This is a genomic window from Novosphingobium sp. B-7 (assembly GCF_000410615.1).
Lineage (GTDB): Bacteria > Pseudomonadota > Alphaproteobacteria > Sphingomonadales > Sphingomonadaceae > Novosphingobium > Novosphingobium capsulatum.
Window position 1 is genome coordinate 27,523 of sequence record NZ_KE148341.1, and the last position, 26,744, is coordinate 54,266.

Consider the following 26,744-nt stretch of genomic DNA (forward strand, 5'->3'; position numbering starts at 1 on the left):
CCGCACGCGCTGGGCCGATCCCGGCGAGCAGAATTGCCAAGGTCAACGGGGCCATCGCCAGATTGTGCTTCATCGCCACTCCTTTGCTCGGTGCTTGATCGCCATCGCGTTATGCTAAATAACATACCCTGTGCGGGGGCAAATTCCGCCGCTCCGCTTGCCCAGGCGGCATCAGATCGAGATGAACATTTCCATGGACAATCCGTTTCTCGCCTATCCCGGCTATCTTCTGCGCCGCGCCGCCAGCAGCCGCCTGGCCCAATTGGCGCAACATCTCGAGCCAATGGGCGTGGGCGTATCGGAAGCCTCGATCCTGGTGCTGATCGGCCGCAATCCAGGACTGTCACAAGCCGAATGCGGGCGCCTGCTGTCGATCAAGCGCCCCAACCTCAACCCGATCATCCGCCGCTTTGTGGAACGGGGACTGGTCGTGACCGGGCCGGGCCGCGGCCGCATCCAGACTTTGCACCTCAGCCCAGCTGGAACAAACCTGGCCGAACGCATCGTGGCAGAATTTTCCGCCCATGAAGCGCGCATCTATGCCGCGGTGCCAGAGCATCTCAAGGCCGAACTGGTGCCTTTGCTGCGGGCATTGTGGTGCCCGCCATAATGCTTTCCCGGCAGGGCAAGCGCCCCGCCGGGAAGAGACGCACCATCAGAACGTCTTGCTGAAGCGAACGCCATATTCGCGCGGCGCGCCATAGAGTTCGTTCTTGCCGTTCTGCCCGGCGACATAGAACTTGTTGGCCAGGTTGGTGCCATAGACCTCGGCCTTGAAGCCCCCCATGTCGAGCGTGATGCTGCCCTGGAGCAACCCGCGCGCCGCGATCAGGTCGGTAGCCGCCTGATAGGTGGGATAGGCCCACTGCGACCCGATGTAGGCATAGCCCAGGCGCGGGGTCAGCGTGCGTTCACCACCCAGGTCGATGCGATAGGCGGCTGACACGTTCCACGTCCACTTCGGGCTGTAGAGGTTCGGCCCGCCCGACGTGCTCGTGATCACATAGTTGAAGCAGCCGTTGCCGACCGTGCCCGGCGTGCCTGCCGGATTGCACTGCGGCGTGCTTACACCAGCCGGGATCGCCCACTTGTTGACGAGCGAGAGCGCGCTGAGCGAACTGTCGACGAACGACAGGCCACCATCCACCGACAGGGCATCGAACTTGCCCTGGAAGCTGGCCTCAAACCCCTTGATGTCGGAGTTGGCGAGATTGACCACGCCGCTCTGGCCCGACAGCGGATTGATCACGTCCATCTGGAAGTTGTTATACTTCATGTAGAACGCGCCGATCTGCGTCTTCAACCGGCGATCGAAGAAGCTGGATTTCCAGCCCGCTTCATAGTCCCACACCGTTTCCGGGCGAAAGCTGCCGCCCGGCGGGTTGATGCCGCCATTCTTGTAACCGCGCGCGGCAAAGACAAACAGCAGGTTGTCGGCATCGGGCTTGAAGTTTAGCGCGAGCTTGCCGGTCATGCGGCCATCGCCCTCGTTACCGGTCTGCGGCACCAGCACCGAGGCACCTACCGGCGGCACCGTCATCACCTGGGTGATGGTGGAGCCCGGCGCGGCGCGATAGACCGCGCCAAAGCCATCAACGTGGAAATGCGAATAGCGCAAACCGGCATCGACCGAGAACTTGGGCGCCAACTGATAGCTGGCCTGCCCGAATACGCCCAGCAACACCTTGTTGGTCATCGGCTGGGGCAGTGTGGTGAACGCGCCGTTGGTGCTGTTCCAGTTGCGCAGATCAATCTTGTTGCGCTGCGCATAGCCGCCCAGCACATACTTGAATGCGCCGCTGTCGGGCGAGATGATGTTGATTTCCTGGCTGTAAACGCGCTCGCGCACGTTGTTGGCGCCAACCACCTGGTTCTGCACCTTGCCCAGCGCAGCCAGCGCGGGATAGCTGGCCCAGTTGGTGGGGTTGATCGAGGTGGCGTCGGTTTCCGACACAGCCGCCAGGCGCTTGTTCTGATAGGCCGTGACCGAGCGCAGCGTCAGCCCGCCATCGAACTGGTACTTCGCTTCCAGCATCGTGGTGAAGGCACGCTCGAAGTTGGCGGCCGGCGAGTCATAGCTCACCGTCCAGGGCGTGTTGGTGCGGCCCACGACATAGGGATTGTTGGCCAGCGTGGTGTTGATCGGCTGCAGCGCAAAACCGCCGGTGCGACGCTGCACCGCCTCAACCTTCAAGTTGGCCTGAAACCCGCCAAGCTTCCACAGCGCCTGCACGCGACCATCGATTTCGTTGAGCCGTTCTGGCTGGTTCTTGGCCGGCCCGATATCCTTGAACCAGGCATCATGGCGATTGAACAGGCCAGAAGCACGGATGGCGAAGTTATCACCCACCGGCAGGTTCAGCGCGCCGTTGATGCCGGCATTGTTGTAATTGCCGTAATTGGCGCTGGCATAGCCACCCAGCTTGCCCAGCTGCGGACGCTGCGTGGTGAGGTAGACGGCGCCACCGGTGGAATTGGCACCCGACAGCGTGCCCTGCGGCCCGCGCAGCACTTCCGCGCCAGCCATGTCGTAGAACTGCCCGTTTGACACGATCGGGGTCTGGAACACGCCATCGATATAGGTGGCGACCCCGTTGGTTACCTGCGGCGAGGCGGAAGCAAGCCCGATGCCGCGAATGTTGAAGCTGTCGGTGATGCCGGAACGCGAAATGGTGATGCCGGGCGCGGCGGTCTGCAAATCCAGCGCACGGGTCACGCGCTTTTCGGTCAGGGCGTCGCCCGAAAGTGCGGTCACCGCGATATTGACGCTCTGCACGCTTTCACGACGGCGCTGCGCGGTGACGACGATGTCCTTGACGTCGGGATCGCTCGGGGCAGCGGAAGCCGGCGCAGCGGCTGCCTGCTCCGGCGCGTCGGCAGCGAACGCCGGGATCGTGCAAAGGGCCGAGGTGCCCAGCAAAGCGCACGCCAGCCAAGGTTTCACTCGATATGCAGTCATTTTCCCTCTCCAAACCTGCAACGCGTTTCGCGCCATCAAGTTATGTTATATAACATATTATAGTGATGATCCAGAGGCTCATTGGAGCGCCCGCAAGAGATTTTCAGCTGTGGCTGCTTGGCAACACCGTCGAAAGCCAGCCCTCAATTGACTGGGAGCAGGCTTCGCGATTCCTTCGACCGGCGGCTGATCCCGATTCCAAGCAGTGCCGCATCACGCATAAAGTCAGCCTGTTCAGATACATGAGCTGGACTACAGCAGTTGCCCCCAGGCACCAGCGGTTCTTTCACGAACTGGCGACGGGCCAGAACAGGATTGCCGTGCCGTCCCGGGTGACCAGGCGCGAGCCCTGGTTGTAATAGTCGATCGCGATTGGCAGGCCGAACAGCCGTCGCATCAGCGCATAGCCAGGCATGATCTCGAGCTTGGCCCGCTCGGCCAGCAGCCGGTGCCAGTCCGTCTCGGTCAACCACCAGCGCACGGGTTGAAATTCGTCAGCCCTTCCCCGTGCCGCCGTGCCATGGAAGAGGTATTCGGCGCGCTCGAGAATGCTCATGCGGCCAGTTCCACACCGCGCGTGTACCAGGCAGCGCCTGCGCCGGCCACACAGGACGGCAGACGCGTCACGACGATCGACGGCGCGTTCCGAGCGCCTGCGCGAAAAGCAGTCCGGCCGCGCCAGCAACCAAGATGGCACTGCCGCGCCCCGCAAAGGCGATAGCCGCATCGGCAGCCAGCCGGGCATGCGCCGCCATCACCAGCGCAACGATGAACAAGGCCATGCCCGATGCCAGCATGGCCGCAACGGTGGGTCTGATCATGGCAGTTGGCTCCGATTTCAGGCGAGCCAGTGTACGGACCAGCCAGAACGCCTGCTACCGCTATTGCCGAAGGTCATCGCGCTTTGGCCCAAAATCGACGGGCAAAATGCGATGGTGCGAACCGCTATGGAACAGCGCCGGTCAGAGCGAGGACAGCGTCACATAGGTGCCCACCGCGATGACCACGGCGGCAAACCCGCGCTCTAGCAGCCCCTTGTGCGTGCCGATGATCTTGCCGAGCGCGATGCCCGCCATCGTACCGATGACGCCACCGGCAACCAGCAATGCCGTCACGTTCCAATCCACCAGCCCTGACATGGCGTAGGATGCCGCAGTGGTGAAGCCCAGTCCGCATTCCTGACTTGCAGTGGAACACGACTGGCCGATCGTCCCGCGGCAGATCGCCGATGCGGTCCAGCGGGATGTTGACGGCACCGGGAATACGCTCGCGCGCGTGTTCATCGGCGCCGCGCACATCGATCAGACGCGCGCCAGTATCGATCGCGGCGCGGGCATCTAGGGGGGAAAGGTTGGCAAGCGTCATCGCATCACTCCTTAACGCACGCCCACGCTGATCATCTGTCGGCGGCACCGTTCATCAAGGCACATACCGGCGCCTGGATCGGGATCGGCGTGCATATCCGCGACGTGCAGAAGATTTTCCGGCCCGTGTTCGCCATGGACGATCTTAAGACCGACGGTTCGGATTTCGATCGGCTGTTCGCGGATGGTGAGCGTTTTGCCATCGGGGAACTGGAGGTTGAGGTGCTGCATGTGCCCGGCCACACGCCGGCCGACGTGGCCTATCACATTGGCGACGCAGCATTTGTGGGCGATACGCTGTTCATGCCTGACTATGGCACCGCGCGCGCCGATTTCCCGGGCGGAGACGCCCGCACGCTCTATCGCTCGATCCGCCGTCTGCTGGCCCTGCCCGATGCGACGCGGCTGTTCCTCTGCCACGACTACAAGGCGCCGGGCCGCAATGACTACCGCTGGGAAACGACCGTGGGCGAACAGCGCCGATCCAGCATCCACGTTCACGACGGCGTGAGCGAGGACGATTTCGTCGCCATGCGGGAGCAGCGTGACGCCGGGCTGTCGGTCCCCAAGCTGCTGCTCCCCTCGATTCAGGTCAATATTCGGGCCGGCCAATTCCAACCGGCCGACGCGAACGGCGTTACGTATCTGCGCATCCCGGTGAAATGGCAGAAGCGTGGGTAATTCGCCGGTGGAAACCGATCAAAGCGCAACTTTGGTCAGGTCTGCACCCACGATGATCCGCCCTTTGAAAACGCTGCGAATTTCAGCGACGTCCGACGGATCGGTGACGCCAATATGCGTGAGGACCAGGGTCTTTACTCCTGCCGCTGCGGCCAGCTTGCCCACTTCCAGCGGCGAGAGATGTTCGCGGTCCATGTGTGGTCGCACAAACGGCGGCACCGCCGCACGATCAGCGTGCGAGGCCATTTCCGAAACCAGAACGTCGGCGCCTTTGGCCAGCGTCGCCACTGCTTGAGAGGGACCGGTATCGCCGGTGAACACGATAGAGTGCCCCTTTGCGTCAAAGCGCAAAGAATACGACTTGTTGACCGCCGCCGGGCTTCCGTCAGGAAAGTCAAAGTGCGTGTTGACCACGGCCGACACGCTCACGTTGCCATCGTCGAAGATGGTGCCCGCCCCATATTCATGGGCCACCACGAACTCTGCGGGGGTGTGTTTCAATCCCTGCTCAGCCATGCGGATGCGAGCGTTGGGAACCATGACCTGGGCCACACCCCTGACCAAATCGACGGTGCCAGCCGGGCCATAGACATCAAGACGTGGCGCGCGCAGCGTATAGCTGAAAGACGCCAGCCCTGGCAGCCCGGCATAGTGATCATCGTGCAAGTGGGTGAGGAAAACGATCGGCGCTGCGGGAGCCTGCATTTCTGCTTTGCCCAGTTGATGCACCACTCCTTCGCCTGCATCGACGAGATAATTCCGGCCGCCAATCGTCAGCAGCGTGGCAATTCCAGCGCGATCGGCGCGCGCCAGGGGGCCGCCTGCCGTCCCGAGCAGCAACAGCCCATCTGGCGCTTGCGCGGGGGCGGTGCTGGCCGCCGCCGCTGTTGCCGGCTTGGTGGAGGCAACAGCGCTGCCCGCCATCGCCGCACAACCCACGACCGCGAGAGTTTTGGCCAGAATTACCTTGCGCATTATTCTATTCCTTGCGCTGGCAAGCCGCGTCGTAGCGCGTCGCAGCTCAGCGTTTTGAATGTATTGGAGCATTGGGAGAACGTAGCGACACTCGGACTCATGCCTGCCGGAATGACGGATAATCGCCCGCATGCATCCTCTCCTGCACCGCCTTATCGGCCCGCGATACGGCAGCGCGCTATCAGCCAGAAATACATTTTACCTCTGATGCCATTGGATAGGCCTATGGCCAGGTCGAAACGACCGTATGAAACCGCGATGTCGCTGGCTTCACGCCTTCAGCGCATCCGGGTTTGACAGCACGATGCGGCGCATCACCGTGCGCAGTGCGGTGTCGAGTTGGGCGCGGTCTTCGCTCGACAGGTCTTCCAGCCATTCCTCGTACATATGGGTGCGTTCTTCACGCACCATGGCGTAGATCGCCTTTCCTTCCGGCGTCAGCGAGATCAGGCTGCTCTTGCGGTTGCGCGGGTTGGGATCGCGCTGGATCAGCTTGCGCGACTCGAGCGCGGCAACCGCGCGGCTCACCTCGGAACGATCAACAAATGCCGCCTCGGCAATTTCGGCGGCGCTGCATTGCTTCATCAGTTCGACGTGGGAGATGACGCGCCATTCCGCCAGCGACATGGCCGCGCGGTCGCGCACGTGTTGCGAGGTGACGCGGTCGATCATCTTGGCCAGCAGCAGGACCCGATAGGGCAGATGGCTCAGCCCGAACAGCTGCCAGCGCCGCTCTGACGCGGCCAGCATCGCGTGCCCATCACTCTGGCCCGGGACGGGGGAACTGTCATCCGCGACGCGCGCGTGGCTGGGATTTTCACTGGCGCTGTCCGTGTCCATGCCCATCGCCATAGCCAAAAGAATGCCCCTTGTCATGCCAGACTTGTGGATGTATCAACACCTGACATAGTGAGAAATCAACAACTCGCAAAACCATTCAGGAGAGGATCGCTTGGCCGAATCCCACCCCCCTGCGCCGGCACACCCCCCGGTGTCGGCGCACCCCCTTGCGTCCGACCATCCGTTCGCGCCGCGCTGCGAATTTGCCTTTACCATCTCGATCGATCTCGCCGGTCTGCGCTGGATCGAACCCTCTGCCATTGGCGATACCCGCGCGGCGATCTATGCGGCCAAGGGCACGATCGAGGGGCCGCGCCTCAACGGCCGGGTGATCCCGATGTCGGGTGGCGATTTCCCGTTGCAGCGCCCTAACGGCGTGATCGATTTCGATGCGCGCTACTTGCTCGAAGCCGATGATGGCGCGGTGATCTATATGCAGAACCGCGGTTATCGCTGGGCGCGCAGCCCCGAAATCGCGGCGCGCATGGCCCGCAACGAGGACGTGGGCACCGACGATTACTACATGCGCGTGGCGCCCCGGTTCGAAGCGCCCGAGGGGCCTCATGCCTGGATGAGCCAGCACGTGTTCATCGGCGTGGCGGAAAAGATCCCCAACGCCAACCGCATTCACTACTTCGTGGTGATGTGATGGTTGCGCCCGCGTTTGCCCCGCTCATGCGCCCCGGCAAGGATCCCCATGGCGCGCCGGGCAAGCCGCCCCTGCCGCCGCGCGATCATGCGATAGAGCATGATGCCGGGCTGGTGATCGAACGCAACGTGGCGATCCCGCTGCGCGATGGCGTGCGCATCTTCGCAGACATCTATCGCCCGGCAGGAACGGCAGGCCTGGCAGACCTGCCCTGCCTGCTGTCGTGGAGCCCCTATGGCAAGCACGCCCGCAGCAACCGGGTGTTCTGGCCCCATTCCGGCGTCGATCCCGCCTGGCTTTCGCCGCTGACGCCGTTCGAAGGCGCCGACCCGCTCGCCTGGTGCCCACGCGGCTATGCCGTGGCAGTAGTCGATCCGCGCGGCGCCTGGCTTTCCGAAGGGGATTTCCACCACAATGGCGCGGTAGAGGCGCAGGACTGCGCCGATGCCATCGCCTGGCTGGCAGAGCAGCCCTGGTCCAACGGCAAGATCGGGATGACCGGGGTCTCCTATCTCGCCGCGATCCAGTTCTGGGTGGCGGCGCTGGCCCCGCCCGCGCTGGCAGCGATCAATCCGTGGGAAGGCTTTACCGACTGGTATCGCGAATTCGCCTATCACGGCGGCATTCTCGAAACCGGGTTCCTGCCCCGCGCGTCGGACAACATCGCCTATTCGCTGGGCCAAACCGAAGACACCTGGGCCAATGCCCAGGCCCACCCGCTCCACGATGCGTTCTGGCAGGGCAAGGAAATCGACCTCGGCGCGATACGCACCCCTGCCTGGGTGGTGGCAAGCTGGTCTGACCAGGGGCTGCACACCCGTGGCACGCTCGAAGCGTTCAAGGCCATGGCCAGCCCGCAAAAATGGCTGACCGTGCATGGCCAAAAGAAGTGGGCCAACTATTACCGGCCCGAGAGTCAGGCCGGGCGCGAAGCGTTTTTCGATCACTTCCTGCTTGGCCGCGCAACCAGCCTGACGGCCTGGCCGCGCGTGCGGATCGAAGTGCGCGATCGCCACGATATTGCCGAGTGGCGCGACGAGGCCGAATGGCCGCTGGGCCGCATCGAGCCGACGCCGCTGTGGCTAGGCGTCGACGGTGGACTGCACCTGGCCGCACCGCAAGCGGCAGGCAAAACGGCCTACGACGCGCAAACCGGCAGCGCCGTGTTCGAGCACCGCTTTGCCCAGGATACCGAGATCACCGGCCATGCCGCCTTGCGCCTGTGGGTGGAGGCCGAGGGCGCGGACGACATGGACCTGTTCGTTGCCCTGCAAAAGCATGACGCCACCGGCGCGCCTGTGGGGCAGACCTTCTACGCCTTTTTCGAAGACGGGCCGGTTGCCCTGGGCTGGTTGCGCGCCAGCCATCGCGCCACCGATCCACAGCGCAGCACCCCGCTACAGCCATTTCATCCGCATACGGCCGAGCAGCGCCTGCGCCCCGGTGAAATCGTGCCGGTCGATATCGAGATCTGGCCGTCGTCCACTCGCTTTGCCGCCGGGGAAAGCCTGCGCCTGGTGATCCAGGGGCGTGACATTCCCGACAAAGGCCTGCCCGGCCTGCCTTTTGCCCGTCACGAGCAGACCCGCAATGCCGGGCGCCACGTGCTGCACCTGGGCGCGGCACACCCATCGCACCTGCTGCTGCCGGTTGTTCCGGCCAGGGAGGACTAGGTCATGGACCACGCCGACGATCTTGCGCTGCATGCCGAGCACGCGTTCGATATCCGCATCAATTTCGACAAGCGCTGGGTCTGGCCGATTTCGGGCGGAGCCAGCGCCGGCTACACCTCGGTCGGCGCAGACTGCATCGTGTCGGGGCCACGGCTCAACGGCCGGCTGGTCGATTTCAGCGGCGCCGATTGGCCGATCGTGCGCGCCGACGGCGTGGTCGAATTGAACGCCCACTACATGATCGAGGCCGACGACGGCGCTCATATCTACATCCACAACCGTGGCTATGTGCACGGACCGCTGCGGCTTCCCGGCATGGCTGACGATGCGCCAGCCATTCCGCGCTATTTCCGCTGCACGCCCTATTTCCGCGCGCCGACCGGGCCGCACGAATGGCTCAACCGCAGCGTGCTGGTTGGGGTCGGTGCGCGGCGGCCGCACGTATCGCCCAGCGATCCGCCCGACCATTCGCTGTTTCGCTATTACCTCGTGCGGTGATCGAGGCGCCCAGCCACCACCCCCCGCACGAATGCCATCATCAGAACCATAAACCCCGAACCTGCAATCGGGGAACGAGAGAGGACGCCATCATGAAGGGTAAGACTGCCAACGCTTCCGCCCGCCACGCCAGGCTGCTCGCCAGTGCCGCGCTTGGCCTTGCCGCGCTGCCATCATGCGCCGCGGCGCAAGAGGCCCCGGCCGCAACGCCGGCCCCCTCCGCCGATCTGCCCCCTGATCAGCCCACCGGGGCCGAACGCGCCGAGGAGCAGGCGATCATCGTCACCGGTTCGCGCCTTGCCAACTCCTCGTTCAACGCGCCCACGCCGGTTACCACGCTGGGCACCGAGCGACTGCAAAAGATGGGCTCGACCAACATTGGCGAAGCCCTGGCCACGCTGCCCTCGTTCCGCGCATCGTCCTCGCCATCGAATTCGACCGTGGGGTCCAATATCAGCCCGGTCAATGCGGGGGCCCGCATCGCCGATCTGCGCGGTCTTGGCCAAAGCCGCACGCTGGTGCTGGTCGACAGCCGGCGCTTTGCCCCCAGCACGTCCACCGGCACGGTCGATCTCAACCTGATCCCTACGCTGCTGATCGAACGCGCCGATATCGTCACCGGCGGCGCCTCTGCCGCCTATGGCTCTGACGCGGTTTCGGGGGTGATCAATATCATCCTCAACAAGCATCTCGAAGGGGTGCGCAGCAATTTCGAATATGGCGTGACCGATCGCGGCGATGGCAACAACTACGTGGCCCAGATCGCCGCCGGCACCAGCTTTGCCGACGGCCGCGGCCACGCCGTGTTCGGCGCGGAATACGACAAGGATCTGGGCGTGGGCGGATGCTACACCCGCACCAACTGCTCGAACGAGGTGGGCAATCTGACCCAGACCGCTGGTGTCAACGGGCGGCCGGCCAACAACATTGCCTATAACGTGCACACCGCCACGCTCACGCCGGGCGGGTTGATCACCGGCGTGGTCAATGCTGCCGGCACGCGCTCGGCCGCGCGCGGTGGGCCGCTCGGCGGTTTGCAGTTCGATGCCAATGGCAACCCCGTGCCGTTCTCCTATGGCCAGAACGCCGGGGCCTTGTTCATGGAAGGCGGCACGGGTGCCGGCCTCAACAGCTTCTTCGGCGATCCCGCGCTGTCGATCCCGGTCACGCGCTACAACGCGTTCGGCCATTTCGAATACGAAGCCTCGCCCGCTTTCACGGGCTTCATCGACATGAGCTATGGCCATGTCGCCGGATATACCAGCGGGCCCGAAGTGCGCGATGGCGGTTTCCCTGGCAACGGCAGCCTGATCAGGATCGACAATCCGTTCCTGCCCAACGCGATCAAGCAGACGATGCAGGCCAACGGGATTACCGGCCTCGTCATCGGCAAGCTCGGCACCGATTTCGGGCAGATGGACAGTGTGTCCAAGCGCGACACCTTCCGCATCGTCACCGGCGCCAACGGCAAGCTCGGTGGCACCTGGGCATGGGATGGCTATGTCCAGTATGGCGTGACCGATTATACCCAGTCCACGGTCAACGATCGCATCACGGCCAACTATGCCAAGGCGATCGATGCCGTGGCCGATCCCGTCACGGGCAAGCCGATCTGCCGCGTCGCCCTCACCGATCCCAACACGGCGTGCCGGCCGCTCGATATCCTGGGCCAGGGGCAGTTCTCGCCCGAGGCCAAGGCCTATGCCTTTGGCACGACCTATCAGCACACGCGGTTCAGCCAGTGGGCGGGCGCCGGAAACGTGCACGGCACGCTGTTCGAAGGCTGGGCCGGGCCGATGACGCTCGCCACCGGGGTGGAAGCGCGGCGCGATCAGTTGTCGATCACCGTGGACCCGATCTCGGCCGCCAACGGCTTTTACGTCTACAACGCCACGCCCACGCGCGGCCACGTCAACGTGATCGAGGGCTATGTCGAAGCGGGCCTGCCGCTGCTCAAGGACAGCCCGCTCGGCCGCAGCCTCGATCTGAACGGCGCGATCCGCCGCACCCATTACAACACCGCCAACCTGACAGTATCCAACAGCTTCAACGCCACCACCTGGAAGATCGGTGGCACCTATGCGCCGATCGATGGGGTGCTGCTGCGGGTGACGGAATCGCAGGATATTCGCGCGCCCAATACGGCCGAACTGTTCACCACCCCGGTCACGGGCGTGGGCGCGCTGTCCGATACCAAGACCGGCTCGCAAGTGTTCGCCACGATCTACACCGGCGGCAACATCAACCTGCGCCCGGAAAAGGCCCGCACTTTCACCACCGGGATCACGCTGCAACCCGGCGGGGCGCTGCGCGGGCTGCGGCTTTCGGCGGATTACTACAAGATCAGCATCCGCGACGCGATCGCCACGCTGGGCGCGCAGGTCATCGTCAATACCTGCAACACCACTGGCGCTGCCGATATCTGTGGCCTGGTGACACGCAATTCCAGCGGCATTCTCCAGTCGGTGTCGGTGCTCTATCTCAATCTCAACCGCCAGGATCTCAAAGGCCTGGATTTCGAAGCCAGCTATCACACCAACCTGGGCGCGGATTCGTCGCTCGATCTGCGCGGCCTCGCCACGCATACCATCAAGCTGACCAACAGCGCGGTGCTGATGCCGGGCACGACCACGCCGGTCAACCGGGCTGGCGACAACGGCCTCAATGGGGTGCCATCCTGGGTGGTTGACGGGTTCGCCTCGCTGACGCTGCGCCGCCTGACGCTCAACCTGCAGGGGCATTTCATCTCGGGCGGCAAATACGATGCGTCGCTGATCGGGCCGGAAGACCCAGGCTATAGCGTCAATCTGGTCAACAGCATCAACATCAACCGCGTGCCATCACGGTTTTACACCAATATCGGCGCCAGTTTCGATCTAATCAAAAACGGGCCGCGCACGCTCCAGGTCTATGGCAACGTCACCAATCTGTTCGATGTGATGCCGCCGCCCTTGTGGAACGGCAACAACAACTCGGTCTATTACGACGTGATCGGCCGGCGCTATCGCGTGGGCGTACGCTACAACTTCTGACCGACCTGCCGATCGTGGCAAATGGAGGCCGGCCAGCGAGCGGGCCTCCACCAGCCCTGTTTACGGAGTGCCTGCCATGGCTGACAACGCCGCGCTAACCACCCCTGTCAACCGGCGAACCGTGCTGGGCGCCACGCTTGCCGCCGGCGGTGCACTGTGGCTGGCCCCGGGCAGCCGTGCTGCAGAGGGCGGCGTGGTGCGCACCACCAGCGGGCTGGTGCGCGGATCGATCGAGCAGGGCGTGCATGTCTTTCGCGGCTTGCCCTATGGCGCCGACACGGGTGGCGCGCGACGGTTCCTGCCGCCCGTGCCGCCACCACGCTGGTCCGGGGTGCGCGACGCGCTGGCGTTCGGCGATCGCTGCCCGCAGCTTGCCCCACCCGGCGCCCCTGCCGAAACAGGCGCGCGGCAAAGCGAAAACTGCCTGGTCCTCAATGTCTGGACGCCGGGCGTGAACGATGGACAGCGCCGCCCGGTGATGGTGTGGATCCATGGCGGCGGCTTTGCACTGGGTGCCGGCGATGCGCCGGTCAACGATGGGCTGCGGCTGTGTCAGCGCCGCGATGTGGTAGTGGTCTCGGTCAATCACCGCCTCAATGCGTTTGGCTACCTCCATTTCGGGGATCTCGCCAAGTCCGGCACAGCGGTATCGAATGTCGGCCAGCTCGATCTTGTCGCCGCGCTGCGCTGGGTGCGCGCCAATATCGCCACGTTCGGTGGCGATCCTGGCCGGGTCACGATCTTCGGGCAATCGGGCGGGGGATCAAAGGTGGCGGCGCTGCTGGCGATGCCAGCGGCACGCGGCCTGTTTCAGCGCGCGATCCTGCAAAGCGGTTTTGGCACCTATACCATCGCGCCCGATGACGCGGAACGCCAGACCCGCGCGATCATGGCCGCGCTCGGCCTGGCGCCAACCGCGCTCGATACCTTGCGCCAGGTGCCGGCGAAACGCCTGCTCGATGCCATCGCCCAGGTAACGGGCGGTGACCCCACCCGCGGGCCGGGCGTGGTGGCCGATGGCACCGTCGTGCCCCACACCCCCTTTGGCCCCGGCGCACCGCCGGTCGCGCCCGACGTTCCCCTGCTCGTCGGCCATACTGCCACGGAAACGACCGGGTTGTTTCCCCCGCCCGGCGCTTTCACGCTCGATTGGCCGGGCTTGCCGGCCATGCTTCCCGCCAGCGTCCACGACGCGGCAGGCCTGATCGCCGGTTTTCGCGCGCTTCATCCCGGCGCCAGCGCAAGTGACGCCTATTTCGCCATCACGACCGAGCTTGGCATGGGCCGCAATGCCCGCATCGCCGCCGATCGCCATGCCGCGCTCGGTCGGGCACCGGTCTTTGCCTATCTGCTCGATTGGCCGGTCAAGCCGCAGGGTGGCCGCATGCGCAGCCCGCACGGCCTCGATCTGCCGCTGGTGTTCGATACCCTGGCGCGCGCACCCGGCGCGATCGGCCCCGATTTTGCCGCTGCGCAGCCGCTTGCCGACACCATGAGCGCGGCATGGACGCACTTTGCCCGCCATGGCGATCCCAACGGTGCGGGTGTTCCGCATTGGCCCACCTATCGGCTGCCCCAGCGGGAAACCATGGTGTTCGCGGCAGTATCGGGCGCGCGCGCCGATCCGCTGGGCGCCGAACAGGCGCTGATCGCACGGTACGCCGCATGATGCGCGGCCTTGCACTCGCATTCGGTCTCTTGCTGGGCATGCTCTGCGCCGCCACGGCCAACGCTGTTCCCGCTGCCCCGCTGCTCGCTCTGCCGGAAAGAGCCACGCAGGCACCCGTGCTTCCCTGCGCCGCGCTGGTCACGCCCGTCACCGCGCGGGCCGGCCCGATCGCCTATCGCGTGATCAGTGCCAGCGAACAAGATGCCACCTGCATCGTCACCGGCTATGCCGCGCCACAAACCCAGTTCGTCTTGCGCCTGCCGCTGGCGGGCTATCGCGGCCGCTATCTTCAGGGCGGATGCGGCGGCATGTGTGGCGTGATCGGCAACACCATCGTGCCGTCATGCAGCAACGCCCATCTCGCCGACGGTGGGTTTGCCGTGGCCTTTGACAACGGCGGCCATTTCGGGGCCGGTATCGGTGATGCCACCTGGGCCAGTGACCCGGAATTGCGGATGCAGTTTGCCCACAAGGCAACCCACGCCACGGCGATGGCCGCCAAAGCAATCGTCACACGGTTTTATGGCAGCGCGCCCACGGCGAGCTATTTCGTCGGCTGCTCGGGCGGCGGGCGCGAGGCCTTGATGGAGGCGCAACGCTACCCCGACGACTTCGACGGCATTGTTGCGGGTTCCTCGGTCTCCATGCCCGCAGCGATGCAACTGTTCCTGTGGGAAGCGCAGCACGGGCTCGACGCAGCCGGGCATGAGGTCTTCACCCCCGCCGCAGTCGCCCTGCTCCACCAGGCGGTGATCAACAACTGTGACGCGCTGGACGGCATTCGCGATGGCCAGATCGACGATCCGCGCCGCTGCCATTTCGATCCGGCCACGCTGCATTGCCCTGACAAGGACGGCAGCGATTGCCTCAACACGGCCCAAGTCGATGCCGCGCGGGCCTATTACCAGGGGCCGACCGCGCCCGATGGTACGGTGCTGTTTCCAGGTGGCGCGCCTTATGGCAGCGAACTGGGCTGGGTCGGTCCGGGCGCGGCCACGCAGACCGGCAAGTTTGCCGCCGAAGCGTTTCTTTCGCGGCTGCTGCTGCCCGATGCGCTGCCGGAAAACTTCACCTGGCGCGATTGGCGCTTCAACCGAGCCAGCCTCGCCCGCCTGCTTGCCGCCGGGGCGCCGTTCGATGCCACCGATCCTGATCTCACCCGCTTTCGCGCCCATGGCGGCAAGCTGATCCTGTGGCAGGGCCTGGCCGACAACGCCGCCGGCGCGCGCGGCATGCTCGATTACTATCAGGCCGTGCGCGACACCATGGGCGGCCTTGCCGCCACGCGCGCGTTCGCCCGGCTGTTCCTGGTGCCCGGTGGCTATCACTGCCAGGGCGGCTATGTGCCCTATGAGCAGGATTTCCTGGGGGCGATGGTGCAATGGGTCGAACAAGGGAATGTGCCCGATGCAGTGCCGGCGGTGGCGCGCCTCGCCGATGGTGCGCTGCGCGAACGGCCGCTTTATGCCTATCCCACGGGCACGCGCTATCTGGGAGGTGACGTCAACCGTGCGGGCTCATTCGCGCCGGCCGCGCCCAGCACCGAACCGGCCGATGGCTTTCCCTGGCCGGGCAGCAAGGCTCACGCCACGGGGCGATAAGCCCGCTTGAGCACCGCCGCGCGAATGCGGGTGTAATGCGGCCCGGCAAAATCATAGAATACCAGGCTGTTGAGATAGCGCCGATCACCGCGCCGCATCGGCCCGGCAGCAAATTCCGGCAGGTCGGTCAGCGCCAGGAATTCGGATTCCAGCTCTGCCGCCAGCACCTGGCCATCGTGAAAGCATTGCCGCACGGTGATGGTGCGCTGGGTCTGCTGCTTGATCGGGCGATAGAACGCCACGATCGCCTCGCGGCCCACCAACTGGGTGCCGTTGCCGATCACCAGCCGCACATCGGGCGCATAGAAATCGCACAAGGCATCATAATCGCTGCGGTTGAACGCATCGATATAGGCGGCAAGGCGGGCCTCGGGCGTCATGCTGCGCCCCTGCCAAAGCGCGCCGATCGCACGCGGACAAAGTGTCCGTCTTCAATATCATAGATCACGAAGTTAACGCTCTCCCGACGATCGCCCGCGCGCATGGCGCCGGTCGGCATTTCGGGCCAGTCGCGACGCGCTACCAGGCTCGTGCGCAGTTCGGCGGCAATGCGGCTGCCATCCGGCGCGCCGACAAATGTCAACAGGTCCAGCGTTTCATCGAGGTGCGCCTTCACGGTGCGATAGAAATCAAGCACCGCCGCGCGCCCCACCACTTGGGCAGCCTGGCCGGCAAAGACCACGTCCGGCGCATAATAGGCGCCAAAGCCGTCAAAATCGTTGCGGTTGAACGCGGCGATATAGCCCTCGAACCAGGCACGCAGATCCGCGCTCATGCCGCCGGTTCCGCCACGAAATAGTCCTGGCGCAGGGTGCGCGCGGCCAGCAGGAACATCGCGGCCGCGACAAAGAACACGCACACCGACGCCATCAGAGCTGACCGCAACCCGCTGGCCGAGGCCATCGCGCAGGCCTGGTGCGCGGCATCAAGCGCCCCCATACCGGGCCGCGCAGCAGGGCACCGCGCCAGATAATCCGCCGCGCCATAGGCCCGCGTGGCGAACCAGTCGCTCATCCAGCCCACGAACGTGGGGCCACCGCCATAGCCAACCAGGGTATAGAACATGCCGAACACCGCCGCCCCGGTGGCGCGCATGCGCGGCTCCAGCAGGTTCTGGATCATGCCCGTGGTCGGGCCGTAATACAGCAGCAGGAAGCAGCCCGAGATGATCAGCAGCACCGTGCCGGTAACCGGCGAGGCGGCATTGAGCGCAATCCAATAGGAGAACGGCGCGATGAGCAGGCCGATCGCCGCGCCCCAGGCCGGCCAGCGTCCATCACCCCGCCGCGCCAGCCAGTCGGTGCCGAACGACCCGATCAGCAGCCCGCTGCCCAGCGCCAGTGCCGAAATCGTGCCATAGAGCGTGCCGGCCGTGCGCGCCGGCAGATCATAGGCACGGCTGAGGAACACGGCCAGGAACTGCGAGATCGAACTCATCCCAAAACCGGCCAGCGCGCCGCCGGCGATCACGTAGACCAGCGCCGGCTTGCGCCCCACCACCTTGAGGAACGCGCGAAAATCGGGCGCCGGGCGCGGCGTTGCGCCAAGGCCATCGGCCAGCCCGCGGCGCGGTTCGCGCAGCAGCAGCACGACGAGCAGGCCTATCAGCAGCCCCGGCAGGCCCATCACCACGAATGCGGTGCGCCAGCCCCACAGCCCCGCCACCGCGCCGCCCGCCGAAGCGCCGATAAACGTACCGATCGGAGACCCGAGGAGGATCAGCCCCATGACCGAGGCGCGCCGCTGCCGGGGAAAGAGATCGCCAACCAGCGACGAGGTCGCCGGCTGCGATCCCGCCTCGCCCATGCCCACGCCAATGCGGCACAGCATCATCTGGACAAAGCTGCCGGCCGCGGCACAGGCCATCGTCATGCCCGACCAGAACACGATGGCGGCGGTGATGATGCCCAGGCGCGATCGGCGTTCCGCAAGCCGGCCGATCGGCACGCCGAGCAGCGCATAGAGCACTGCGAACGACAAGCCCTGGAGTATGCCAAGCTGAAAATCGCTGAGCGCAAGGTCGCTCTTGATCGCCTGCGCGGTGACAGCAAAGACCGAACGGTCGGCGAAGTTGAACGTCGCCACCAGGAAACTCATGGCGATGAAAGTGCGGCCGTATCCTGGCGACAACAGCCGCTCGTCTTCATCGTTGCGCATCGCTCTCCTCCGCCCGGCATCGCGCCGCGCTTGTCTCGTGCTGCGCCGCTGCCATGGCAGTCTTGCGCCTTCACCGCCGTTGTGGAGGAAGGTTGGTGATTAATCAATACATATCTGGCGCTGGTCTGGCATGCGGCCCAGAACCACGCTGCAAGCCCGATTGAACCGAGGGATCACGCCACTGCCATGGCCGGTTGCACCAGCGCGACCAGCGCGGGTTCCAGGCGATTGCGGCCCAGAGTCTTGGCGGCATAAAGCGCGCGGTCGGCCAGGCCGAGCAAGGTTGCCACATCGCGGCCGGTGTTGCCCAGTTCGGCCAGCCCCACGCTCACCGTCGCGCTGACGGCAACGCCGCTACGGCACAGCACGGCGCTGTCGGCAAAGCGGTCGATCACCGCCTGGCCAACGCGACGCGCGCCCTGGCCGTCGTACCCGGGCAGCATGATGGCAAATTCCTCCCCGCCGATGCGCGCCAGCAGGGCATGCGGGCCCACCACATCGCGCAGGATCAGGGCAAAGGATTTCAGCACCTTGTCACCCGTCGCGTGGCCAAAGCGATCGTTGATCGACTTGAAATGATCGATATCGAAGGCCAGCAGCGCCAGGTCGCCGGGCGCGGCCGCGATCAGCTCGGCGCCTTCGCTGAAAAACCAGCGGCGGTTGCCCAGTTCGGTGAGGTGATCGGTCGTGGCCAGGCGCACCAGGCCGGCATCGGCCTCTTCACGCACCAGTGCCAGCATCACCATCGGCAGCACGACTGAATACAGTACGCCGGTATAGAGCGTCACCGTGCTCGACAACTCGATGGCACCCTGGCCAAAGCGCGCCACTACACCCGGCAGTACGAGTGCCCGCGCGGCATAAACCACACCGTGGAACCCGGTCACAGCGATCAACACATTGCGCGAGCGCAGCGTGCGCAAAGGCGGGCTGCGCCATGCCTCCCAGGTAGTGGCAAGACACACGATCGCGATCGGCACCGCTGCGGCATAGAGCCAGGTCCACACCGCCCACTGCGCCCCGCCCCAGGCCCATAGCGCAGCCATACCGCCCAGCAGCAGCGCCGACTTGCCCCGGTGCCGCCGGCCATCGAGCGCCGCCACCGCATCAAGCACGACCATATAGCCGCACAGCATGACGAGGTTGCTCAACACCGCGCCGGTAATGCCGGGAATGTGCGTGCGCGTCGTGGCGATCACGCAACCGGTGGCCAGCACGGCATAGCCGGCCGCGCAGGTTCCCAGGAACCGCCGGCGCGCCGGCTGCGCGTTGCGTTCCCACAGGGTCATCCCGGCGCTGGCGACCAGCGTGACGACGATGAACAGATAGATCGTGAAAAGCGTGTTCGTCATCGTCGGATGTCGGCGTCCTGGTCGGCTCGGCCAGATACTGCACGGGATATGAAAAATTTATCGTTAACCCTGGAGCGGCCCGGAAAATTTAGTGTCGCGCCTTTTTGGGTGGCTCTTCGGCATGCCGGCATCAATCTTGACATAGGTTCATCAGGGGAACCCGTGCCACGCCCGGCGCTTTTGCTAGGCGGAGGTACACCATGCCCGCACGCGCCTATTGGCAGGGACAGATCCGGCTCGCGCTCGTCTCCATTCCGGTGGAGGTTTATCCTGCCACGCGCTCTGGCGCGGCGATCAGCTTTCACCAGATCCACGAGCCTTCGGGCAAGCGCATCCGCTATGAAAAGGTGGCGCCCGGGGTGGGGCCGGTAGACCGCGATGAAATCATTCGCGGCTATGAGGTATCCAAGGATGAATATGTCCTGCTCGACGACGAGGAGATTGCGGCGGCGCAGGTGGAAAGCCGCAAGACGCTAGAACTGGTACAGTTCGTCGAGCCATCCGAGATCGACGTGCTCTATTACGAAAAACCCTATTTCGTGGTGCCGGCCGACGACCTTGCCGAAGAAGCCTATGGCGTGCTGCGCGATGCCCTGCGGCAAACCAGGCGCGTAGGGCTTGGCCAGTTGTCGGTGCGCGGGCGCGAGCAACTGGTGTCGCTTAAACCATGCGGGCGCGGGCTGGTGCTGGAAGTGCTCCGCTATGCCGACGAGGTTCACCGTGCGCAGGGCTATTTCAAGGACATCCCCGAGACGGAACCGTCAGAGGATCTGATCGACCTTGCCACAACGCTGATCGAAAAGAAGACCGCACCGTTCAAGCCTGCCGAATTCCACGATCGCTATGTCGATGCGCTGCACCGGCTGATCGAGAAGAAGCGCAAGGCGGGCACAGGCAAGCGCATTCTCGAAGATGCCGAAGACGATTCCGGTGGCAAGGGCGGCAATGTGATCGACCTGATGGCCGCCCTGAAGAAATCGGTAGGGGAGGACAAGCCCGCGCGAAAACCCGCGAAAAACCCGGTCCGCAAGCCTGCCGCCCGTCGCAAGAAGGCATAGTCTCGTGGCCCGCGCCGATCCCCTTGCGCCCTATAACGCCAAGCGCGATTTCACCCGCACGGCCGAGCCAAAGGGCGTGGAAGAGCCCAGCGGGCACGGCCACCTCTTCGTCGTGCAAAAGCATGATGCCACCCGCCTGCATTGGGATTTCCGGCTGGAAGTCGATGGCGTGCTGAAAAGCTGGGCGGTGACGCGTGGCCCTAGCCTCAACCCCGATGACAAGCGCCTGGCCGTGCGCACTGAAGACCATCCCATGTCCTATGCGCGGTTCGAAGGCAGCATCCCCAAGGGCGAGTATGGCGGGGGCACGGTGATGCTGTGGGACCAGGGCCGCTGGGAACCAGTCGAAGGCAAGAGCGCCAAGGACCTGGAAAAGGGCCACCTGCATTTCCGCTTGTTTGGCGAGCGCATGAACGGCGAGTGGCTGCTCGTGCGGATGAAGCCGCGCGGCAAGGAAAAGCGAGAGAACTGGCTGCTGCGCAAAGTGGCTGATGATCATGCCGGCAGCAGCGAACATCTGGTGGAGCGCGGGCTGACCAGTGTTCTGACAGGCCGCTCCATGGCCCAGATCGCTGCCGACAAGCAGGGCAGCCAGTCCTTGGCCGGCAAGCAAGGCAAGCGCTTTGCCGAGGCGATGGAGCATGCGGCCCGCCACAATGCCACGGCTGCGGCAAAGCCCAAACGCCGCGCAAAACGCCAAACTGCCGCCCGCCTGCCCGCGTTCGAGCCGGTGCAGCTTGCCACGCTGGTCGATGCCGTGCCCACCGGCAACGACTGGATGCACGAAATCAAGTTCGACGGATACCGCCTGCTCGCCGCGGTCAAGGGTGCCGAGGTAAAGCTGCTGACCCGCACCGGGCTGGACTGGACCGAACGGTTTCAGCCGCTGGCCGACGCCCTGGCCGCGCTCGACCTCCCGCCCGCGCTGATCGATGGCGAAGCCGTGGCACTCGACGCGCAGGGCAATCCCAGCTTCTCAACGCTGCAGGCCGCCCTCAAGTCAGTCCAAAGCGCAAAGCTGGCCTATTTCGCCTTCGATCTGCTGCGTCTGGCGGGTGATGATCTCAAGCCGCTGCCCAATATCGAGCGCAAGGAACGCCTCGAAGCGCTGCTGGCACAGGCGCAGCCACCGCTCCATGTTGCCCAGCATGTCATCGGCGCCGGCGAAAAACTGTTCGGCGCGATGTGCCAGGCCGGGCAGGAAGGCATCATCGCCAAGCGGGTGGATGCGCCCTATCGCGGAGACCGCACCCGCCAGTGGGTCAAGGTCAAATGCACGCTGCGACAGGAGTTTGTCGTGCTGGGCTGGACCAAAAGCCCGGCGCGGGCGCGGCCGTTCGGCGCCCTGCTGCTGGGCCAGATTGAAAACGGCGCGCTGGTCTACAAAGGCAAGGTTGGCACGGGCTTCGATGCCAAGACGCTGCAGGCACTGGCCGAAGTGATGGCGCCGCTGGCGCAAGGCAAGGCCGGGGCGCTGGTCCCTCCGGCCGAGGCACGTGGCGCGCAGTGGATCAAGCCCAAGCTGGTGGCCGAAATCGCGTTTGCCCAGTTCACCGCCGACGGCCGCGTGCGCCATGCCAGCTTTGTCGGGCTGCGGCAGGACAAAAAGGCCAAGAATGTGACGCCCGAACGCCCTGCCCCCCTTCCCGCGCCAACTGCCCCTGTAAAGATCTCGCATCCTGATCGGGTCCTGTTCCCCGAAAGCGGGCAGACCAAAGGCGATCTGGCGCGCTATTACGAGGCCATGGCGCCGCTGATGCTGCCTTTTGCCGCCAACCGCCCGCTCAGCCTGGTGCGCTGTCCGCAGGGGCGGGCCAAGGCGTGCTTTTTCCAGAAGCATGACAGCGGCTCGTTCGGCGACGATGTCCACCATGTGCCCATCACCGAAAAGAACGGTGGTACAGAGGATTACCTCTACGTCACCGATAGCGCAGGACTTCTTTCCTGCGTGCAGATGGGCTCGATCGAATTTCACGGCTGGGGTGCCCGCGCGCAGGCGGTGGAACAGCCCGACCGGATGATCTTCGATCTCGATCCCGACGAGGGCCTCGACTTCGCGCAAGTGCGCCGCGCTGCCCACGATATCGCCGGTCATCTGTCCGACATCGGCCTGGTCAGCTTTGCCATGCTGTCGGGCGGCAAGGGCGTGCACGTGGTGGTACCGCTTACGCCCGGCCACGATTGGGACACGCACAAGGACTTTGCCCGCCGCTTTGCCGAGGCCTTGGCGCTGGCCGCGCCGGAACGTTTCACCGCCACTATGAGCAAGGCCAAGCGCAAGGGCCGGATCTTCATCGACTGGCTGCGCAACCAGCGCGGCAGCACGGCAGTATTGCCTTACTCTGCTCGCGCCCGCGAAGGGGCACCGGTTGCCGTGCCGATTACCTGGGACGAGCTGGATGGCATGGACAATGCCCATCCCTTCTCGATCGCCGATGCCGAGAGGCTGATCGACCGCGCCGCGCAGCCCGCCTTGCGCGGCTGGGGCTTTGCGGGGCAAGCGCTTCCCGAAATCTGACCGCCGCTGGTGTCGGCCGGGCTGTAGGGTTCGGGCGCGAACGGTTAAGCGGCCTTGGCCAGCCGGCGCACTGTCTGCGGGGGCTGGCCATATTGCCGCATGAACGCCTCCCGCATGCGCCGAATGTCGACGAACCCACATTCGCGCGCCACCTGGTCCATCGGGTGGCGGGTTTCCTCGATCATCAACCGGGCGGCTTCCAGCCTGATCTGCTCGACCGCCTTGGCCGGTGTCTGCCCGGTTTCGGCGCGGAAGGCGCGGGCAAACTGGCGGGGCGAGAGGGCGGCAATCTCGGCCAGTTCCTCTACGGTCAGCGGATTGGCCAGGTGCGCCCGCGCAAAGATCACGGCCTTCTGGATACGGTCGCTGCTCGGCGCCAGTTCGAGCAGTTCGGAATGCTGCGACTGGCCGCCGGCACGGCGGTGGTGCATCACCAGGCGGCGGGCGATCGCGCCAGCCACATCGCGCCCCAGATCCTTTTCGATCAGGGCAATAGCCAGGTCGAGGCCGGCGGTAAGCCCGGCCGAGGTCCACACCGACCCTTCGTTGATGAAGATGCGGTCGTCCTCGACCCGCACCTTGGGAAAGTCTTCGCGCATCTGGCGGGCAAAGGCCCAGTGGGTGGTGGCGCGGCGACCGTCGAGCAGGCCGATCTGCCCGAGCAGGAACGCCCCCGTGCACAGGCCAGCCACGCGGCGCGCCTCGCGCGCCATGGTGCGCAGGGTTTCCAGCGTTGCCTCGTCCTGGCGCGGCGGTGGTACCAGCCCCGCCAGCAGCAACAGGGTATCAACCGGCCCGACCTGCGCCAACGGCACCGTAGGAACGGCAAACCCGCTGGACGACAAGACCTCCCCGCCCGCGACCGAGGCGATCGACAAGGTATAGTACGGTTCTTCCTGCACGACATTGGCCAATTCAAAGGCGGCCTGCACCCCCAGCGCAAGGAACTGGAAGCCTGGGGTCAACACCATGGAAACGTGCGGCATGTGGCCTCCACAAGCTATGTCTGAAAAACGTATTTTCTACGTCATACCAGACATAGACCGCCTGATCCATAAGGTCCTTGTCACGAGCGATGACGCTCGCACCGACAAGCACAAGGACCACGACCATGACCGCCACCACCAAGGGAACCGCTCTCATCACCGGCGCATCGACCGGTATCGGCGCGATCTATGCCGACCGTCTCGCTGCGCGGGGATATGACCTCATCCTCGTCGCCCGCAACCGCGACAAGCTGCAGGAACTGGCCGCGCAGATCTCGGACAAGACCGGCCGCTCGGTCGAAGTGCTCGCCGCCGACCTGGGCGACAGTGCCGACCTCGCCCGCGTCGAAAAGGTTCTGCGTGAAGATGCCAGCGTCACGGCGCTGGTCAACAACGCCGGGATCGGCACGCACACCGCGCTGCTGGAAAGCGACGTCGACAAGATGACCGCCATGGTCCAACTCAACGTTACCGCGCTGATGCGGCTGACTTATGCGGCGGTGCCAGGGTTCGTGGCACGCGGCGGCGGCACCGTGATCAACATCGCCTCGATCGTCGCGGTGGCCCCGGAACTGCTCAATGGGGTATATGGCGGCACCAAGGCGTTCGTGCAGGCTTTCACCACGTCGCTGAACCATGAACTGGCCGACAAGGGCATCCGCGCCCAGTCCGTGCTGCCCGGCGCCACCCGCACCGATTTCTGGGCCCTCGGCGGGTTGCCGGTAGAGCACCTGCCCACCGAGATCGTGATGGACGCGCAAGACATGGTCGACGCTGCGCTCGCCGGGCTCGACCAGGGCGAAACCAGCACCATCCCTGCGCTGCGCGACGTGGCGCTGTGGAATGCCTTCGAGGCCGCCCGCGCCGCCCTCGGCCCCCAGCTCTCTGCCACCCATTCCGCGCCGCGCTTCCACGCCGCAGCCTGATCGCTCTTCCCCCTCCCCTCCCGAAAACGGAACTACGCTCATGAAACTCACCGGCAACACCATCTTCATCACTGGCGGCACCAGCGGCATTGGCCGTGGCCTGGCCGAAGCGCTCCACAAGCTGGGCAACAAGGTCATCATCTCGGGGCGGCGCACCGCGTTGCTGGAAGAGGTGACGGCAGCCAATCCCGGCATGGCGTCGGTACAGCTCGACGTCACCAAGCTCGACAGCATCCAGCGCGCAGCGCGGGACGTGATCGCGCGCTACCCCGATCTCAATGTCGTGTTCAACAACGCGGGCTTCATGCCGTTCGACGACGTCTCCGGCCCGGTTGACGACGATCTCGCGCAGGAATTGATCACCACCAACCTGCTGGGACCGATCCGCGTGACTTCGGCCCTGATCGAACACCTCAAGACCAAGCCCGAAGCGACCGTGCTCTACACCAGCAGCGTGCTGGCCTATGTGCCGATCGCCAGCAACGCGATCTATTCCGCAACCAAGGCGGCCCTGCATTCCTACGCGCTGTCGCAGCGGTTCCAGCTGCGCGACACATCGGTGCGCGTGCAGGAAATCGCCCCGCCGTGGGTCGATACCGACCTCATCTACAAGAGCGGCGATCCCCGCGCGATGCCGCTGCCCGATTTCATCGAGCAGACCCTGGTGGCGCTGGCAACCGACGCGCCCGAGGTGATCGTCGAAGGCATCCGCGCCATGCGCGACAACCCCGGAGCCGGCGAGCATGCCCTGTTCGACGCCTTCAACCAGAGCCTTGTCGAAAACCCCATTCCCACCGGCGCTTGAGCGCCAGCGGACAAACTCACAGGCAAAAGGATATCGTCATGTCTCGCATCACCATTCCCGAAATTGCCGCCGCCCCGGAAGGTTCGCAGGCCGCGCTGGGCGCCATCAACGCCAAGCTGGGTCGCGTGCCCAACTTCTTCCGCGTGCTCTCGAACAGCCCGGCGGCGATCACCGCCCACGCGGCGCTCAACCAGGGCCTGGGCAAGGCGCTCGATCTCAAGACCCGTGAACGCATCGCCCTTGCGGTGGCGGCTGTGAACGGCTGCGAATATTGCGATGCCGCCCACACCTTCACCGGCCACAATTTCGCCAAGCTGAGCAGGGACGAAATCGACCTGGCGCGGCAGGGAACCTCGGCCGATCCGCATGCTGCAGCGGCCGTGCACTTTGCCCGCAAGGTGGCCGAGGCACGGGGCAAGGTTTCGGCAGAAGACATCGCGGCCCTCCGCTCCGCCGGGTTCGGCGACGGCCAGATCGTGGAGATCGTTGCCGTGGTGGCCGAAAACTTCTTTACCAACCTGATCAACAACGTGGCCGCCACCACGGTCGACTTCCCCGCAATCTAACGCCACCGCCCCTCGATAGGCCCAAATCGCGGCGCTGTGCAGACACCGATCTGCACAGCGCCGCGATGCGTTTGGCCCTATCCGTTTGGGATCGCATCCAGATCGAGGTGCCCCGTGGCCCGCAGCAGGGCTGCCTGGGCGATGATCGTGTCGCTGCGGTTGCGTGCCAGCGCGAGCTGGGCGGAACGCAGGCTTTCGTCCGCCACCAGAATGTCGAGCGTCGAGCGCAGGTCAAAGCCATATTCGGCCCTGACCCCGCCCAGCGCAAGATTGGCCGCGTCCACACCCGCCTGGTTGGCTGCCATCTGCGCCCGTGCACCGGCCAGGGCGGCCCAGGCGGCATCGGTGGAGCGCGTCGCCTCGCGGCCGGCGGCGGCGGCATCGAACACCGTAGCGCGTTGCGTGGCCTGCGCCTGGCGCACTTGCGAGGCAACA

Annotated in this window: 24 protein-coding genes and 2 pseudogenes; 13 read left to right on the forward strand and 13 right to left on the reverse strand. The window is 65.1% G+C overall.

Annotation, left to right across the window (positions count from 1 at the left end):
• Positions 1 to 193 precede the first annotated feature (193 nt).
• Positions 194 to 610, forward strand: a complete 417-nt coding sequence (locus H926_RS27240; RefSeq protein ID WP_158271964.1) for a MarR family winged helix-turn-helix transcriptional regulator — start codon at positions 194 to 196, stop codon at positions 608 to 610.
• A gap of 45 nt (positions 611 to 655) precedes the next feature.
• On the opposite strand, the gene H926_RS0112320 is transcribed toward H926_RS27240, so the two are convergent.
• The 5 genes and pseudogenes from H926_RS0112320 to H926_RS31785 all read right to left on the reverse strand — a co-directional run.
• Positions 656 to 2,959 carry a TonB-dependent receptor gene (locus tag H926_RS0112320; RefSeq protein ID WP_158441978.1) on the reverse strand — a complete coding sequence of 768 codons (2,304 nt, stop codon included), beginning with the start codon at positions 2,957 to 2,959 and terminating at the stop codon, positions 656 to 658.
• Positions 2,960 to 3,245: 286 nt separating this feature from the next.
• On the reverse strand, positions 3,246 to 3,515 hold the full coding sequence (locus tag H926_RS0112325; protein WP_022676576.1) for a hypothetical protein: 270 nt from the start codon (positions 3,513 to 3,515) through the stop codon (positions 3,246 to 3,248).
• A gap of 67 nt (positions 3,516 to 3,582) precedes the next feature.
• Positions 3,583 to 3,741 carry a hypothetical protein gene (locus tag H926_RS32520; RefSeq protein ID WP_158441979.1) on the reverse strand — a complete coding sequence of 53 codons (159 nt, stop codon included), beginning with the start codon at positions 3,739 to 3,741 and terminating at the stop codon, positions 3,583 to 3,585.
• A 180-nt stretch (positions 3,742 to 3,921) separates the two neighbouring features.
• Positions 3,922 to 4,098 (reverse strand): hypothetical protein, encoded by a 177-nt coding sequence (locus H926_RS31780; protein WP_022676578.1) that lies wholly within the window; start codon positions 4,096 to 4,098, stop codon positions 3,922 to 3,924.
• Between the two features lie 61 nt (positions 4,099 to 4,159).
• Positions 4,160 to 4,324 (reverse strand): annotated as a pseudogene (locus H926_RS31785) (rhodanese-like domain-containing protein); the annotation flags it as partial.
• A 14-nt stretch (positions 4,325 to 4,338) separates the two neighbouring features.
• Between H926_RS31785 and H926_RS27250 the strand changes: the two are divergent.
• Positions 4,339 to 5,004, forward strand: a pseudogene (locus tag H926_RS27250) (MBL fold metallo-hydrolase); the annotation flags it as partial.
• An 18-nt stretch (positions 5,005 to 5,022) separates the two neighbouring features.
• Here H926_RS27250 and H926_RS0112350 read toward each other — a convergent pair.
• Both H926_RS0112350 and H926_RS0112355 read right to left on the reverse strand, forming a co-directional pair.
• Positions 5,023 to 5,979, reverse strand: a complete 957-nt coding sequence (locus H926_RS0112350) for an MBL fold metallo-hydrolase (protein WP_022676581.1) — start codon at positions 5,977 to 5,979, stop codon at positions 5,023 to 5,025.
• Between the two features lie 270 nt (positions 5,980 to 6,249).
• Positions 6,250 to 6,831 carry a MarR family winged helix-turn-helix transcriptional regulator gene (locus H926_RS0112355; protein WP_022676582.1) on the reverse strand — a complete coding sequence of 194 codons (582 nt, stop codon included), beginning with the start codon at positions 6,829 to 6,831 and terminating at the stop codon, positions 6,250 to 6,252.
• Between the two features lie 100 nt (positions 6,832 to 6,931).
• On the opposite strand from H926_RS0112355, the gene H926_RS27255 reads away from it, so the two are divergent.
• From H926_RS27255 to H926_RS27275, 6 genes are all read left to right on the forward strand, one after another.
• A complete protein-coding gene (locus tag H926_RS27255) occupies positions 6,932 to 7,468 on the forward strand; it encodes a DUF3237 family protein (RefSeq protein WP_169041187.1) in 537 nt (178 codons plus the stop codon).
• Positions 7,468 to 9,141 (forward strand): CocE/NonD family hydrolase, encoded by a 1,674-nt coding sequence (locus H926_RS27260; RefSeq protein WP_022676584.1) that lies wholly within the window; start codon positions 7,468 to 7,470, stop codon positions 9,139 to 9,141. Before H926_RS27255 ends, H926_RS27260 begins: the two co-directional genes overlap by 1 nt.
• 3 nt (positions 9,142 to 9,144) lie before the next feature.
• Positions 9,145 to 9,639 (forward strand): DUF3237 domain-containing protein, encoded by a 495-nt coding sequence (locus H926_RS27265; RefSeq protein ID WP_022676585.1) that lies wholly within the window; start codon positions 9,145 to 9,147, stop codon positions 9,637 to 9,639.
• A gap of 92 nt (positions 9,640 to 9,731) precedes the next feature.
• The gene (locus H926_RS27270; RefSeq protein WP_022676586.1) at positions 9,732 to 12,671 is read left to right on the forward strand and encodes a TonB-dependent receptor domain-containing protein; all 2,940 of its coding nucleotides are present in this window, start codon (positions 9,732 to 9,734) and stop codon (positions 12,669 to 12,671) included.
• A gap of 76 nt (positions 12,672 to 12,747) precedes the next feature.
• Positions 12,748 to 14,340, forward strand: coding sequence for a carboxylesterase/lipase family protein (locus tag H926_RS0112380; protein ID WP_022676587.1), 1,593 nt, complete (start codon positions 12,748 to 12,750; stop codon positions 14,338 to 14,340).
• A complete protein-coding gene (locus tag H926_RS27275; RefSeq protein WP_022676588.1) occupies positions 14,337 to 15,941 on the forward strand; it encodes a tannase/feruloyl esterase family alpha/beta hydrolase in 1,605 nt (534 codons plus the stop codon). The genes H926_RS0112380 and H926_RS27275 overlap by 4 nt, the downstream gene beginning before the upstream one ends.
• Here the strand turns inward: H926_RS27275 and H926_RS0112390 are convergent.
• The 4 genes from H926_RS0112390 to H926_RS0112405 form a co-directional block, all read right to left on the reverse strand.
• Positions 15,923 to 16,321: a nuclear transport factor 2 family protein gene (locus tag H926_RS0112390; RefSeq protein ID WP_022676589.1), complete on the reverse strand. Its 399-nt coding sequence runs from the start codon at positions 16,319 to 16,321 to the stop codon at positions 15,923 to 15,925. The genes H926_RS27275 and H926_RS0112390 overlap by 19 nt on opposite strands.
• Positions 16,318 to 16,716, reverse strand: a complete 399-nt coding sequence (locus tag H926_RS0112395; protein WP_022676590.1) for a nuclear transport factor 2 family protein — start codon at positions 16,714 to 16,716, stop codon at positions 16,318 to 16,320. Before H926_RS0112395 ends, H926_RS0112390 begins: the two co-directional genes overlap by 4 nt.
• Positions 16,713 to 18,098, reverse strand: coding sequence for an MFS transporter (locus H926_RS0112400; protein ID WP_022676591.1), 1,386 nt, complete (start codon positions 18,096 to 18,098; stop codon positions 16,713 to 16,715). The genes H926_RS0112395 and H926_RS0112400 overlap by 4 nt, the downstream gene beginning before the upstream one ends.
• A 173-nt stretch (positions 18,099 to 18,271) precedes the next feature.
• Positions 18,272 to 19,450, reverse strand: a complete 1,179-nt coding sequence (locus H926_RS0112405; RefSeq protein WP_022676592.1) for a diguanylate cyclase — start codon at positions 19,448 to 19,450, stop codon at positions 18,272 to 18,274.
• A gap of 200 nt (positions 19,451 to 19,650) precedes the next feature.
• Between H926_RS0112405 and H926_RS0112410 the strand changes: the two genes are divergently transcribed.
• Together H926_RS0112410 and ligD are read left to right on the forward strand one after the other, a co-directional pair.
• Positions 19,651 to 20,508, forward strand: a complete 858-nt coding sequence (locus tag H926_RS0112410) for a Ku protein (RefSeq protein ID WP_022676593.1) — start codon at positions 19,651 to 19,653, stop codon at positions 20,506 to 20,508.
• A gap of 4 nt (positions 20,509 to 20,512) precedes the next feature.
• A complete protein-coding gene (gene ligD, locus H926_RS0112415; protein WP_022676594.1) occupies positions 20,513 to 23,026 on the forward strand; it encodes a DNA ligase D in 2,514 nt (837 codons plus the stop codon).
• Positions 23,027 to 23,070: 44 nt separating this feature from the next.
• Here the strand turns inward: ligD and H926_RS0112420 are convergent, their stop codons facing one another.
• Positions 23,071 to 24,012: a GlxA family transcriptional regulator gene (locus H926_RS0112420; protein WP_028657931.1), complete on the reverse strand. Its 942-nt coding sequence runs from the start codon at positions 24,010 to 24,012 to the stop codon at positions 23,071 to 23,073.
• A 125-nt stretch (positions 24,013 to 24,137) separates the two neighbouring features.
• On the opposite strand from H926_RS0112420, the gene H926_RS0112425 reads away from it, so the two are divergent.
• The 3 genes from H926_RS0112425 to H926_RS0112435 are packed head-to-tail and all read left to right on the forward strand — an operon-like array spanning position 24,138 to position 26,309.
• On the forward strand, positions 24,138 to 24,938 hold the full coding sequence (locus H926_RS0112425; protein WP_022676596.1) for an SDR family oxidoreductase: 801 nt from the start codon (positions 24,138 to 24,140) through the stop codon (positions 24,936 to 24,938).
• 40 nt (positions 24,939 to 24,978) lie between these two features.
• Positions 24,979 to 25,743, forward strand: coding sequence for an SDR family oxidoreductase (locus H926_RS0112430; RefSeq protein WP_022676597.1), 765 nt, complete (start codon positions 24,979 to 24,981; stop codon positions 25,741 to 25,743).
• A 38-nt stretch (positions 25,744 to 25,781) separates the two neighbouring features.
• Positions 25,782 to 26,309, forward strand: coding sequence for a carboxymuconolactone decarboxylase family protein (locus H926_RS0112435; protein WP_022676598.1), 528 nt, complete (start codon positions 25,782 to 25,784; stop codon positions 26,307 to 26,309).
• Positions 26,310 to 26,386: 77 nt separating this feature from the next.
• On the opposite strand, the gene H926_RS0112440 is transcribed toward H926_RS0112435, so the two are convergent.
• On the reverse strand, positions 26,387 to 26,744 hold a 358-nt coding region (locus H926_RS0112440), incomplete at its 5' end, for a TolC family protein (protein ID WP_158441981.1).